We start from the raw sequence: 14170 nt of genomic DNA, 5'->3' as shown, positions 1-14170 counted from the left end.
TTAATATGATTTTCTAAGGTAACTCTCACCGGACAGGTTCTTATGACTTTATTAGCGAATATTCGAGTGCGCGATATGAGTGTAAAAACTCGTTTAACCTTGGCAGTCGCCTTATTTTTTACTCTGGCATTTGCCCTGCTCACCGTATTCTCTATATCCGTATTTGAAAGGACCTTAGAAAAAGTCATCGACGTTCGTCAGTCAAGTCTCATACAAAATACCGCAGATGAGATAGATCAAAAATTTGAATTGAGAAGAAGCACCTTAATCCGTCTGGCGGTTGACCTTGGCTCAGTACCGCGAGATAACGACAACTTACAAAGCTTTCTTGAACAGCAACATAGCCTCGACGGCTTGTTTGATAATTTTGCGATCTTCGACCTCAAAGGAGACCTAATCGCAAATATGGATAGGCCAGAAACCCGCGGAAAATTAAATATATCGACCAGAGACTATTTTCAGAAATCCATTGCAGAGGGCAAAGTCGTCATTTCATCACCATTAAAAAGTGGTGTCTCAGGACGACCAATTGTCGTGATCTGCGTTCCTATTTTTGATCCAAGGGGACAAATGATCTTGACCTTATTGGGTACCATAGAATTGACTGAAGACAGTTTTTTGGCCAACTTTGCTAATGAGAAAATTGGTGTTACGGGATATTTTTATATCGTGACTGCTAAAGGCTTTTTTGTAACTCACCCAGACCAGTCACGTATCTTAAAGAACACCAGTGATCTTCTTGGCAAAAGTAAATCGCTAGATATGGCTTTGAGTGGATTTGAGGGAACAACAATGTCCACTACGCGGCAGGGACAAGAGGCTATATTTTCTTTCAAACGCTTGAAATCTGTAGACTGGATTGTTACCGCCGTTTACCCGTCTGAGGAAGCTTTTAGTCCCATCATAGAAGTTAAGCGTAGCGCCATTTTTGTCAGCATAACTTTATTGGTGATTCTGTTGCCGCTTGCTTGGTGGTTTATGTATCGGCAACTAGCTCCGCTACAAAAATTACGTAATAAAGTCATTACCGCAGATACTGAGTTTGATATTAATTTACTTCCAAAAAGCTATCCCAAGGATGAGATTGGAGAACTCGCCAAATCTTTTGACGATGCGATGGCTAGACGGCTAGCGGCTGAATCCGCCTTAGTCACAAGCGAAAATAAATTACGATTAATCGCAGACAATATGTCAGCCTTTATCGGCTACATTGATTACAACGAAAAATATACTTTTGTAAATAAGCAGGTTGAAAAGCTGTTTGGACTCTCTGCTAAACAAGCTATTGGCAAGACCATCAAAGAAGTCACGGCGCCCGCTTTTTATCATCAAATCAAACCGTTTATCAACCAAGTCCTTAATGGGGAGTGGACACGGTATGAGCGTCAGGCACAAAGAAACGGCAATGTTGAATGGGACCGTGTGACCTACGTCCCGGACATTAATGCAGACGGAATGGTCGATGGATTTTTTGTACTTGTTGAGGACATTACAGAATTTAAACGCATCCAAACAGAATTAACTGCAAGTGAAAAACGCACCAGAACGATTACCGATAATGTGCCCGCACTGATAGGCTATATTGATGCGGATGAACGATATCAGTTCTGCAATCGGTTCTACAACATGATCCCTGGTTTGAACTCTGAGATGATGATAGGCCAGACGGTCAAAGACGTTTTTGGCGAAGCGCCCTATCTGGAATTGAAGGAAAATATCCGGCAAGCACTGAAAGGAAAAGCGGTCTCTTTTGAGCGCTTTACCACCGAGCGCGGTCTCGCCAGATATCTGCAATATGAATATGTGCCTGACGTTAATCTTGATGGTTCTACGGTCGGTTTTTATACCATGGTCATTGATGTAACCGGTCGTAAAGAAGCAGAACTAAAACAGCAGTCCAGCGAGGGATTGTTGCGTGCAATTGCAGACAATATCCCGGCATTCGTCAGCTTTATCGATAAAGAAGATCGCTTTCAATTTGTGAACCGGCCATACGAAGCTTGGTTTAATCTGCCACTTGCAGAGATACGCGGACGCTCTGTCTTGTCATTGCTAAGCGAACCAATTCAGCAACTACACACAGAACATTTTCAGATTGCGCTTGCAGGTGAAAAAACAGAGTTTGAATTGCAAATCAGTATCTCTGGGATCTTTAATCATTACAGAGCGACTTATGCACCGCAACGCGATGAGGCTGGAAACGTAATTGGCGTTAATTCATTAATTAACGATATTACCGATGCCAAAGCGATAGAAACACAACTACTCGCGCTAGCAAGATTTGATACCTTAACTGGCTTACCCAACCGTAACCAACTCAACGAAAGGCTAGCGGAAGCCACCGCCAGATCAACACGAAATCAGCGGTCTATCGCTGTCATGTTTCTTGATCTTGATCGTTTTAAATCCATCAACGATACCCTTGGACATCATGCAGGCGATCTGGTCCTCAAAGAATTTGCGTTCAGATTAAAGGGCTGTATCCGCCAGACCGACATGGTCGGGCGCTTGGGCGGTGATGAATTTGTGATTGTTCTTGAAGGTTTAAATAGCCAGGAAGAAAGTGAAATTGTAGGATCAAAAATCATCCAGGCAATGACGACTCCCTTCAATATTGATGGCAACTCTAGAATCATCACTACCAGTATCGGGATTGCGATTTCTAACACTAAAAATTCCAGTGGCGAAGACCTCTTGAACAAGGCTGACGAAGCCTTGTATCTGGCTAAAAAAGCGGGACGGAATATTTTTAGAAGTCTTGAACTTTAACGGATGAAAAGGTAGACGTCACCACTCGTTAGCGATGCTTGGCGAGGTTTGCGAGTTAAACCCAGATTTTCCATTAGACCGCTACCACTTCGCAAAAAATGCAGACGGCGTGCGGTCTTCAGAGGGATAGCACCACCGCGATTTGAGTGGAAACGCTACAGCGATAATTGCACCTTTGGCGAACTGCCTGGCGTTGTTCCAATGGAAAATCTGGGTTAAAGCAAAACTATCACTCTATAAGCAAACAAACAGGCAACTGATAGCAACAAACAAGCAAAGCTAGTTTGTATCATCGTCTCACTGAATAATCTGGCAGCACGTCTGCCCAGCAGCATGCCAAGTATCGTACTCAGTACAAAAAATGTTGTGAACTGCAAAGGGATTACCGCGCCATGTAGTACAGCGCTACCTACCCCGGCGCTGCCGACTAAAGCAATCACAAATAAGGAAGTCGCAATCGCGCCATGCATACTGAGGTTGGTGTAGTGCCGCAACATCGGGACGATAACAAAGCCGCCGCCAACACCCAATAAACCCGTGACTAAACCTGCGATACCGCCGATTGAGGCAATGACTAAGCTGGTAACCCACGTCCATTCAAAACGCCCGGTGCTACTGTTGATACAAACCCGGGTTGGTGATTGCTGACCGGAAGCGGGATTAATCCTTCGGCTGAATAATCGGATCGCCACAAAAAATAAAATCACAGCGAATAAACCCATCAACCAGACTTGTGGGAGGCGCTGTGCAGCTAGTACACCGACAGAGGTTAAGGGCATACCAATCAAGGCCATCAGTAATGCAGCACGGTAACGCACTAGATTTTTTCGAAAGCCCTCTACCGCACCCACCGCAGCGCCAACGGTGACGGCTAACAATGCCACGGGCATGGCTTGCTGCATTTGCCAGCCCATTGCCTCAACCAAAGCGGGTACCGCCAAAATGCCGCCACCCGCACCAGTCATGCCCATGACTGCGCCGACGGTTACACCAATAATCAAAGCAATAAGCTGGAGCATGTGAGTATAGTCAGGTGAGTAGAATCAAGTGAACAGCGTCATAGAGGTTGGATCAAATAGCCAAGTTCAAATAAGCAAAGCCGTTTTTATTGATCAGATTGTTTTGCTGTAGAAGCATAGAATTTTTCTAACCAATTAAACACCTGCATGCCGACCAGCATCGCCAGCACAAACAAGGCGCCTTTGCCAAAGCCGCCACCCAGCAAAACCAGCGCCGGGCCCGGACAAATTCCGGCGATTCCCCAACCCATACCAAACAGCAGACTACCGATGATGAGACGACGATCGATCTGCGTGCCAGTCGGCAAATGTATAGGCAAACCAAGCAGCGACTGTTGATGTTGGTGTTGATATTGACGCTGACGTCGACGCGCAAACCAAAATGCACCACTGGCTACCGCAATCGCACCCGCCATCACCAAGGCCAATGATGGATCCCAAGCGCCGCCCAGATCTAAAAAACCAAGCACTTTGACCGGATCAGCCATGCCCGCCAAAATCAATCCCAGACCAAAAATCAGTCCCGCCAATCCAGAGAAAAATAGGGGCATCATAGAACTCCGGTTAAATTGGTCAAACCATGCCGGAGGATAAAAACGGTGACAAAACCGGCTGCCATAAACGCGATGGTTGCCATTAAAGAACGCGGCGATAAACGCGACAAACCACAAACGCCGTGCCCGCTGGTACAGCCTGAACCATAGCGTGTACCGATGCCGACCAGCAAACCGGCAATGATGATGGACGGCCAACCAGTATCAATTTTTATTATAGGCAAAGTGGCAAATACGCCATATACCAAAGGCGCGCTCAGCAAACCCAGCACAAACGCTAGGCGCCACCACCAATCGCCGCTCACCGGTCGCAACAATCCGGCAACGATGCCGCTGATGCCAGCAACCCGACCATTCATCAAGATCAGCAGCGATGCGGCGAGACCGATTAAAGCGCCGCCAAGCAAAGCAGAAACCGGGGTAAAAACGGCCCATGCAATATTCATAAAAATAGTCTCATAAAATATACTCCCCAATATTTTTTTAAAATAATGCCGATTGTCCAAATAATACCCAGACGATTAAAATATACTAACCCTGAGTATATTCAGGACTTAGGACAATACAGATCATACAAAAGCTGCAACAAATGCAGTACTTTGGGGTCGGCGACAGAGTAATAAATGCGCTTTCCGTCACGCCGCGTATCGACTAAACCTTCGGTTCGCAACACGCCCAATTGCTGCGACAAGCTGGGTTGATGCAGATCTAGCAGCTCTTCCAGCTCGCTGACAGACTTCTCGCCTTGGCTAAGCTGGCACAGCAGCAGTAAGCGATCTTCATTGCCCAAAGCACGCAAGGTGCTGCTAGCGGCTTGTGCAGCGATGCGCATTTGTGCAATATCAAACGCATGTCCGGCTGGCTCTGTTGATTCTATTGATTCTGTTGTTTGGGTAGTCATAGCAGCTCGTTATAATTTACTTGATTACATTATATAATTTGATATTATGTAAGTCAAAAGAATATTTATCCCCAATCATTAGGAATGAGGAAATCATGTCCGTGCAATTTCAAAGCTTCTTTGATGCCACCACTTGCACCGCGACTTATGTGGTCTTTGATAAGGTAGCAGGCAAAACTGGCGGTCATGCTGCCGTGATCGACAGCGTCCTCAATTACGATCCCAAATCCGGGCGCACCAGTACCGCAGGTGCAGATCAGATTGTGGAATTTATTCGTAGCCAGCAATTACAACTTGATTGGATATTAGAAACCCACGCGCATGCCGATCACTTATCGGCTGCACATTATTTGCGCCAGCAGTTAGGCGGAAAAATTGCGATTGGCGCACATATCCGTCAGGTACAAACGGTATTTAAAAAGCTATTCCATCTGGAGCCGGACTTCGCGGTTGATGGTTCGCAATTTGATGTGCTGTTTGAGGAGAATGAAGAATTCCAGATCGGCAGTTTGACCGCCAAGGCCTTATATGTGCCTGGCCACACCCCAGCAGATATGGCATACCAGATCGGCGATATGGTTTTTGTCGGCGACACTTTATTTATGCCCGATGTCGGCACGGCGCGTTGCGACTTCCCTGATGGCGATGCGCACTTACTGTATCGCTCTATCCAAAAACTATTATCACTGCCGGAATCGACACGCCTCATGATGTGCCACGACTACCCACCGACCAACCGCGCAATCCGCTTAGAAACCAGTGTGGCCGAGCAAAGGATTAATAACATTCACGTACATGACGGCATCAGTGAGGCCGCGTTTGTAGCAATGCGCAACAAGCGCGATGCGGGTTTAGAGATGCCAATATTAATTTTGCCGTCGGTGCAAATCAATATCCGTGCTGGTGCTTTTCCGACAGCGGAAGAAAACGGGATTAGCTACTTAAAAATCCCGCTGAATGGCATATGAAGTTTTCTACATATATTTTTCTACATGGTTTTCTACATATAGTTTTCTACTGCAGCGTCGCCAGATTTATTCACCAGTTTTATGTGCTCTCTACGAGCTCTTTAGGATAAATCCTGACCAGCACTATCCGTGGGCCATTCATTTTTTTCACTACTGCATCAAATTGTGGGAAACCAATTTTTTGGCCTTCAATCGGTAAGTCGCCCAAGGTATGCATGATTAAACCGCCGATAGATTCAACCTCTTCGCTATCGATGTCGATACCGAGTGCAATGCCCAGAGTAAACAAAGGCAAACTGCCTTTGCCCATCATAGTACCGTCGTCCAACGTGACCCAATCGTTTTCATTCAAGCGGAATTCGTCACGGATTTGTCCAACCAAAGCGCCTAACAAATTATCCAAAGTCAAAAAGCCCAGCGGTTTATTGTCTTTGTAACCGACGATCGCAAAATGCGGCGCACCTTTACGAAAGCGCCGGAATAATTCCAATGCGGGCATGGTTGGCGGGACAAATTCTACATAGCGCAAATGGCTGCTTAATTCGTCTAGCGGTTTACCGCTTTGCTGCGCCAGAAATAAATCCTTCAGATGCAACATACCAAGGACTGTTTTGCCATCCGCCTCCAGATACGGATAACGGCTGAAGCGATTGCGATACGCAGTTTCCATATTCTGCGCCAAGGTTTTGTCCTTATGCATCGCTACTACTTCGCTAAATGGACGCATCAGGTCAGAAACTTCCAGATCACCAAAATCCAGCATCTGCGCCATGATGCTCCACTCATCTGGCGTCAGTTTTTTACTGCCATGGCTACCGCGCAAAATCAGCTTTAGTTCGTCCGGCGAGTAATGTGTATCGCCACCATGTGCGGCATCTAAGCCAACCCAGGTCAAGACTTTATTGGCGCTGGCATTGAGCGCCCAGATAACCGGGTACATCGTCCAATAAAATAAATACAGCGCCGGTGCAGTCCACAACGATACGGTCTCTGGCATACGGATCGCCATCGATTTTGGCGCCAGTTCACCAATCACAATATGTAAAAAGGAGATGACGAAGAAGGCAAAAATGAAGGAAATGCCATGAATCAATTCTACCGAGACGACGCCAACGGCAACCAGCAGAGGCTCCAGCAAGCGGGCAAACGCGGGTTCACCTATCCACCCCAGACCCAAAGACGCCAGCGTAATACCAAGCTGGCAGGCCGATAAATAAGAATCCAGATGTTGATGCACGGTACCAAGTAAGCGTCCACGCACGCCGCCGGTTTTGGCAATACTGCGCACTCTGGTTTGACGCAATTTGACCAACCCAAATTCGGCGGCCACAAAAAAACCATTCAACACCACCAAAAACAAGGCGGCGATTACGAGCAAAAGATTATCCAACACAAACTTTCTGTCAACGAACCAACCGCTAATGTAGACTAGATTGAGGGAACTTGCCTAGTAATTGAGGTGTCAATATGCGATTACTTAGCAAGTATCGCTTGAAAATTACTACGGTCGTCAATATATACTCGGATCAAGTATATTTAAGTTGTCCATAGAATTATTGGACAATAGGCATATTTTTCAATAAAAACTGGGGAGTATATTGAAAATACTAGAAAAAACCGGCTCGGTCAGATTAAATCAGATAGCATAAAAATACTGGCAGCAGCGAACATAGTCAGACGTCGCATTCCGTAGCTGCAAGCTTGGCGTACAGAAAAATTCGGACTATATCCTTAGGACTTTTACTGGTTTCGCGACCGCTCTCTACTCATCCCTGAGCTTAATTCCGCACATAATTAACGGCACTTAGTTACAAGCAATCGTGCCAAGATGACATAGAATCCGACAAAGCTCATCCGCAAGAAAGAAATGGAGAAAACATTGTCTATCGACAGCATCCTTATTCGCATCTCTCAAATCAGACAGCAAGACCCACTCTATCGAAATATAGATTGTTTGCGTGATCTGGTCGCAGCGCTACGCCCTCCTCGCGTCCACAATATTGGGCAAGCTACCGACAATATCCGTGCGCTGTGCTACCTGTTAAAGCAACATCCGGATTGGGCACGCAGCCTACGTGAATACATCGCGCAAGTGATCACGACCCGCAAACTGGTGCATCTGTTTACCGACACGGGCATTACCCAAAACAAGGGATTTTGGGGTGCCGTCTGGCATCAATTGGCAGAGAAGTTTTTGCCGCCGCTGGTCAATGACGACTACCTTAAAGATCTGTTCGGTCAACTATTTAATAACGCCAACGACTATCGCTGGGTATCGGGTGTCAGTGATGAAGTCTGGCTAGAGTTATTCATGAGTCTGGGTTTTAGAGTCTCCAACCCACGTCCGATCTATGCCGCAATGACGCAAGAAGTACTCAGCGCAGTACAAGTTTTGTCATACCGTATCACTACGATTGGCCTGGAGGCAGAACTGGTCAGAAATTATCCAGATATAGAACGTTTTGAATCGCCATTTTTACGCCAGAACGACGCCATCAACGATTACATTGTTGGCCATAGCGATTGGTTAATCGATAAAGAAATAAGCCGCGAAGACAGTTTGCATATCGAAGTGTTACTGACGCAGTGTGAAGAAGTCGTAATCAAAATCAGACGTACCGCAGCGATGCAAGGCGTATCCGTCAGCCTGACGCGTTTGCTATTACGCCTGACACAAAGTATCGAGCGCTTACGGATTTTATTAACACTGCTGGACACCCGCAGCGCCAAATCTGCGGCGATGATCGGGGTCGCGCTGTTAAAAGAACTGGTATTAGCCGATAACAAAAACGGCAGTATCCGGGACCTAATCCAGACCAACACCGAATTATTGTCATTGCAAGTCACCGAGCATGCTGGTAAAAGCGGTGAACATTACGTCACGACCAATCGCAAAGAATGGTACGAAATGATGCGCTCGGCAATGGGCGCGGGATTTATTGTCGGCTTTATGGCGATGATCAAAATCCTGTTTGGCAAATTGATCATGGCACCGTTTGGCTATGCCGTTTTATATAGCCTAAACTATTCATTCGGATTTATGTTTGTGCATGTCTTGCACTTTACGATTGCGACCAAACAGCCGGCGATGACCGCTGCACTGATCGCCAAATCAATTGATAAAGGCAAGCAAAAACTCGATGAACTGGTCGAGCTGATCGTACAAGTATTACGTTCACAATTTATTGCGATTCTCGGTAACGTCGGGATTGCGATCCCGACTGCCTTTGCGATTGCCTGGGCATGGTTTGCGATCTCTGGTCACCACATGGTGACGGTCGATAAAGCCCACCACTTGCTAGAGGATATTGACCCTATCCACAGTCTGGCACTTCCGCATGCGGCGATTGCCGGTGTGTGCTTGTTTTTGTCTGGATTGATTTCGGGCTATTACGATAATAAAGCAGCGTATTCGCGCATACCAGAACGCTTGCGCCAATTACGTTGGTTAAGAGCGATTTTGGGCGAATCACGCTTGCATAAAATGACCAACTATATCGGCAATAATCTGGGAGCATTAGCAGGTAATTTTTTCTTCGGTGTGATGCTGGGTACGATAGGTCAGTTGGGCGTGTTCTTTGGATTACCGATTGATATTCGCCATATCACTTTCTCCAGTGCTAACTTTGCCTTTGCACTAGCGGCGATGGACAACCATATGCCCTGGCAAGTTGTGGTCACTTCGCTGTCGGGTATTTTATTGGTAGGCCTGACCAATTTAGGCGTGAGTTTTTCGCTGGCGATGATGGTTGCCTTACGGTCTAAGCGCGTGAGTTTTGGCCAAGGCAGAGCTCTAAATAAAATGCTGTGGAAGCGGTTTTGGTCGGGTACCAGAGATTTCTTTTTACCACCAAAAGAAATCTCTGGCATAGATCCAGTGACTGCAGCGACACTGGATGAAGAGGCGAAAGAGGCGGAACAATCGGCACAATCCATTAATGCCGCGTCGGTACCAGATCAAAAACCGATTGAGCACAAGTCTCACTGACGATAAACTCATTGGCACTTGCTAAGTGCCAACCGATATATCTAAGCTCTCGCAGGTCTCTGAACAAAGCCTTGTTCAGAGACCTTAAATATTCTCGCTATCAAATCACCACCGGGACAGAAAAATGGAATTTTTGTACCAAATCGATGCCTGGAAAATCGCACTCAGTTTATTGATCTGTCTGTTCCTGATGATTGAGATCAGTTACCGCTTCGGCAAGCGTAATGACCCTGCGGTATATGAGCAATCCAGCTCCGTGTTTTCTACTTTAATGGGTGCTGCTCTGGCCTTGCTGGGATTGTTACTCGCGTTCTCGTTTGCGATGGCCTCCGCCCGTTATGATCTGCGAAAAAATATTATTTTGAAAGAAGCTAATGCGATCGGCACTACGTATTTGCGGGCTGATTTACTCGATCCTAATGTGCGCGACCAAGTCAAAAATAAATTAAAGGACTACACCAAAATTCGTCTGGCGAGCTATCAGACCAGCATTAATCAAAAACAAATTAGCCAAGTCAGTCAGCACACGAATCAATTACAGCAAGAAATCTGGAGCATCGCCAGTAGCGAACTGCGGCGCGAAAGACAAATGAATAATTCACTGTTTGTGCAAGCGCTCAATGACATGATTGATGTCAGCGCAGAGCAAAATGATGCGCGAGAAAATCATGTACCTGAATCCGTGTTCTGGCTGCTGTTTATCTCGGCACTGTTGACAGCCGCGCTCAGCGGCTATGCCTGCGGCGCCATTGGTCATCGCAACATAATGGCGACGAGCATATTTGCGTTGTTGGTCGCGTTAGTCATTTTCTCCATCATTGATCTGGACCGGCCACAACGCGGCTTAATTCAGGTGAACAAGCATCCTATGCAAAGTGTGCTGGAGAGCATGCAATAGATAGGTGAGGAGCTGAGTAAAAAGCGTATTGGTTAAAAAGATGATGGCATTTAGTCGCGCAATTTTTTAAAAATATCCATAATAAAACGTCAACCTAAACGAGCTTGATCGCGTTATCCTTATGTCCTTATCTTTACGTGTACCCAAGCTTCTGAGCATTGCGTGGGTATCGCGCCCATCACAATTCGACATCAAGGATTTTCATGCAAAGATCTTCTGCCGCTATCGTCTCAACTAGTCTTGCAGTCAGCATTACCATCAGCTTGTCTGCACTGGTATCCCAATCCGCATTTGCCAACGACTATTCGCCTTTATTTAAAGCAAAAAAATATGATGAAGTGGCGCGTGTCGCCAACGCCAAACTCAGCGTAGAGCCGAATAATGCAGATGCATTAATTGCCAAAGCTAAATTGATTTTGATTGAGGGTAAAGAAAGTCGTTTAGACGAAGCGGCAAAGCTAGCTGAGCAGTGCATTAATGCAAATCCAAGCAACTCGGATTGTCAAGAAAGTCTGGGGGAAGTATTAGGCACCAAGGCCATGCGCGGCGGGATTATGTCAGCGATTGGTTATGCCAGCAAAATACGTGATGCCTTCCAAAAAGCAGTCGAACTCAATCCCCAAAATATAGAGGCACGCAGCTCCTTGATGGAGTACTACATGCAAGCGCCAAGCATCGCAGGTGGCGGCAAAGGCAAAGCTGAAAAACTCATTACAGAGACAGTAAAAATCAATCCGGCAGCCGGCACTTTAATGCAAGCCAAGCTGGATATCGCAGATGAGAATTTCAGCAAAGCTGAAGCCGCGATCTTGTCAGTCAACGCTACCAATTCAGAACAGCTGAGCGATATGCAAGCCGATCTGTTGCAAAGTTTAGGCAGCAATTATGCAAAGCAGAAAAAATATGCGGATGCATCCCGTGTATTCCAAGAATCGCAACGTCGCTTCCCGGATAAGCAAGGCGGCTTTTATGGCATGGCCAGAAATCTGCAAGAGCAAGGTAAACACAAAGAAGCCATCACTTTTTTTGAGAAAGCTCTCGCTATCGATGCGCAATCCTATACCTACTATCGCATGGGCCAATGTCTGCAAGCTTTAAGCGACAAAGCCAAGGCGATAGTCACTTTTGAAAAAGCATTGAGCTTTAAACCAGAGCTACCGAAAAAAATTAAAGACGATGTTGAGGCGCAGTTGAAAATGCTGAGAGGCTAATTCGGCGCCTGATCATCAGTAAGTTAGAACTTATTTGCTACCCTCATTTTTTTCTGTTCCTCTGTAAATCATCTACCGTTTCAGGCGAGTGTGGTCTGAAACGGTACACATTCTGCAAATAAGGTCATTTTTATATCAAAAAATTTGACCTCTCCCATGAGTCAATTCACAATCCCTGTGTCGGTACAGCATTAAGATTGCTATCGAACAAGAGAAAGTATGGCACTCATTAATTCGGTCATGAATCACCGAGTAGTAAGTATTTCCAAGCATGTTCGAAACTGAGATTGATCTGAATTTAAATCGTCTGCGTGCTTATTTAAAAAATAGTTGCGTGTACGTGAATAGTTGCGTGGTTACGTCATCTTCTTTGCGAGCTCTTTATCTGCAAGTTTTACAAGGCACTCCATGGCTTTAAGCGCCAAAAAACTTGTCTTCTCCCCTGCTGTCGCTGCCTTGTGCCTGAGCGGGTTATTGTCTGCCTGTAGTTTGAGCACACCTAAGCCAGATCAGCATCTGCTTGATAATAATGCCGCAACTTGGCAAACAAATTTACCACCGTCTGAGAAGGTGGATGTTGCACAAAATCTTTCTGCCTGGTGGGATAGCTGGAACGACGCTACGCTGAGCCAGCTTCAACAAGTTGCGCAGCAACAAAATCAAAGTCTGGCGCAAGCCACCGCCCGTATAGGACAGGCGCGCGCCGATGCGGCAGCAGCGGGAGCTGCGCTTTGGCCTAGCCTCAACCTGACGGCCAGCGTGACGGCTGGTCGCAATCCACAATTACTGCAAACCAGCAAACAGACGCTGGCGATCGCGGGGCTAGATGCCAAGTGGGAAGTCGATTTATTTGGCGCAGTATCGGTAGCTCGCCGCGGCGCAGTAGCGCGGCTCAATACGCGTGAAACCGAGTGGCACGATGCCAGGATTAGTCTTGCAGCAGAAGTTGCCAACACCTATGTCAGCTTACGTGTTTGCGAAGCGCAAGCCGATTTACAGCAACGAGCCTTGCAGTCGCAAGAGCTGGCGCAGCAACTGACAACTCGCAAAGCCGAAGCTGGCTTTATCTCACCGCTGGAGCTGGCACAGCAAGCCGCCGTGGTCGCTAATGTGCAAACCCAATTACAGCGTCAGCAAAGTGATTGTGCGATACTCGTCAAATCCTTGGTTGTATTAAGCACCTTGCCCGAGGCAGAATTGCGCCAGATGTTGAGCGCACGGCATGGGCAATTGCCGCAAGTCAGTAGTTTTATTGTCGATGCAGTCCCCGCCAAAGTGTTATTGCAACGCCCCGACTTGCGCGCCAGTTTATATAACCTGACCGCTAGTGCGGCAGAGATCGGCGTTGCAGAAGCGCGGCGTTATCCTTCTATATCTTTACTCGGCTCGATCAATGTATTTGGTGTGCGCATTGGCGACCAAACGATGCGCGATAGCAGCTGGTCGTTCGGCCCCAGCCTGGATTTACCCTTGTTTGATGCGGGCAAGCGCAAAGCTGCGGTGGATGGAGCGCAAGCGCGTTATGCCGAGACTCTAGCGGCGTTCCGCCAGCAAAGTTTGATCGCCATCCGCGAAGTCGAAGAGGCAATAGTCAGATTGAATACCGTCAACCAGCATCTGCAAAGCTATGCTGCCATTGAAACAGCGAATACAAAATCACTAGAAAGCGCCGAAGCAGGCGTCCGCTTTGGCAGTAATAGCGTGCTCGATAAAGAAGATGCCTTGCGTCAGCAACTCAGCAGTCAGCAACAAAAATTATCTTTGCAGCGCGATCAGGCAAGTGCCTGGATTGCGCTGTATAAAGCGGTCGGTGGTGATTGGAAAACCACCTCGATAACAGAATAAATACCTATGCAGACACT

The 14170-nt window shown here is 46.8% G+C and carries 11 protein-coding genes; 6 read left to right on the top strand and 5 right to left on the bottom strand.

All coding sequences use genetic code 11. The features are described from left to right. Positions 1 to 42 precede the first annotated feature (42 nt). The gene (locus tag AAKU61_RS04470) at positions 43 to 2769 is read left to right on the top strand and encodes a sensor domain-containing diguanylate cyclase (RefSeq protein ID WP_354329995.1); all 2727 of its coding nucleotides are present in this window, start codon (positions 43 to 45) and stop codon (positions 2767 to 2769) included. A gap of 215 nt (positions 2770 to 2984) precedes the next feature. Here the strand turns inward: AAKU61_RS04470 and AAKU61_RS04465 are convergent, their stop codons facing one another. The 4 genes from AAKU61_RS04465 to AAKU61_RS04450 form a co-directional block, all read right to left on the bottom strand. After that, positions 2985 to 3788 (bottom strand): sulfite exporter TauE/SafE family protein, encoded by an 804-nt coding sequence (locus AAKU61_RS04465; protein ID WP_354329994.1) that lies wholly within the window; start codon positions 3786 to 3788, stop codon positions 2985 to 2987. A gap of 86 nt (positions 3789 to 3874) precedes the next feature. Further along, positions 3875 to 4342, bottom strand: a complete 468-nt coding sequence (locus tag AAKU61_RS04460) for a DUF6691 family protein (protein WP_354329992.1) — start codon at positions 4340 to 4342, stop codon at positions 3875 to 3877. Further along, the gene (locus AAKU61_RS04455) at positions 4339 to 4788 is read right to left on the bottom strand and encodes a YeeE/YedE family protein (protein WP_354329990.1); all 450 of its coding nucleotides are present in this window, start codon (positions 4786 to 4788) and stop codon (positions 4339 to 4341) included. The genes AAKU61_RS04460 and AAKU61_RS04455 overlap by 4 nt, the downstream gene beginning before the upstream one ends. Before the next feature lie 101 nt (positions 4789 to 4889). Further along, complete coding sequence (locus AAKU61_RS04450; RefSeq protein WP_503012577.1) at positions 4890 to 5243, bottom strand: ArsR/SmtB family transcription factor; 354 nt, start codon at positions 5241 to 5243, stop codon at positions 4890 to 4892. 95 nt (positions 5244 to 5338) lie between these two features. Between AAKU61_RS04450 and AAKU61_RS04445 the strand changes: the two genes are divergently transcribed. Continuing rightward, positions 5339 to 6211, top strand: a complete 873-nt coding sequence (locus AAKU61_RS04445) for an MBL fold metallo-hydrolase (protein WP_354329988.1) — start codon at positions 5339 to 5341, stop codon at positions 6209 to 6211. A gap of 79 nt (positions 6212 to 6290) precedes the next feature. Here the strand turns inward: AAKU61_RS04445 and AAKU61_RS04440 are convergent, their stop codons facing one another. Continuing rightward, a complete protein-coding gene (locus tag AAKU61_RS04440; protein WP_354330098.1) occupies positions 6291 to 7601 on the bottom strand; it encodes a hemolysin family protein in 1311 nt (436 codons plus the stop codon). 489 nt (positions 7602 to 8090) lie between these two features. Here AAKU61_RS04440 and AAKU61_RS04435 point away from each other — a divergent pair, with 489 nt between their 5' ends. From AAKU61_RS04435 to AAKU61_RS04420, 4 genes are all read left to right on the top strand, one after another. Continuing rightward, positions 8091 to 10199 carry a site-specific recombinase gene (locus AAKU61_RS04435; protein ID WP_354329986.1) on the top strand — a complete coding sequence of 703 codons (2109 nt, stop codon included), beginning with the start codon at positions 8091 to 8093 and terminating at the stop codon, positions 10197 to 10199. 124 nt (positions 10200 to 10323) lie between these two features. Next, positions 10324 to 11097 carry a bestrophin-like domain gene (locus tag AAKU61_RS04430; RefSeq protein ID WP_354329985.1) on the top strand — a complete coding sequence of 258 codons (774 nt, stop codon included), beginning with the start codon at positions 10324 to 10326 and terminating at the stop codon, positions 11095 to 11097. Positions 11098 to 11300: 203 nt separating this feature from the next. After that, positions 11301 to 12308, top strand: a complete 1008-nt coding sequence (locus AAKU61_RS04425; RefSeq protein WP_354329983.1) for a tetratricopeptide repeat protein — start codon at positions 11301 to 11303, stop codon at positions 12306 to 12308. Positions 12309 to 12716: 408 nt separating this feature from the next. Beyond that, positions 12717 to 14153: an efflux transporter outer membrane subunit gene (locus tag AAKU61_RS04420; RefSeq protein WP_354329981.1), complete on the top strand. Its 1437-nt coding sequence runs from the start codon at positions 12717 to 12719 to the stop codon at positions 14151 to 14153. Positions 14154 to 14170: the final 17 nt, after the last annotated feature.

This window comes from Undibacterium sp. GrIS 1.2 (assembly GCF_040544435.1).
GTDB lineage: Bacteria > Pseudomonadota > Gammaproteobacteria > Burkholderiales > Burkholderiaceae_D > Undibacterium.
Note: the sequence above shows the minus strand (reverse complement) of the source record. Positions and strands in the feature narration are given on the sequence as shown.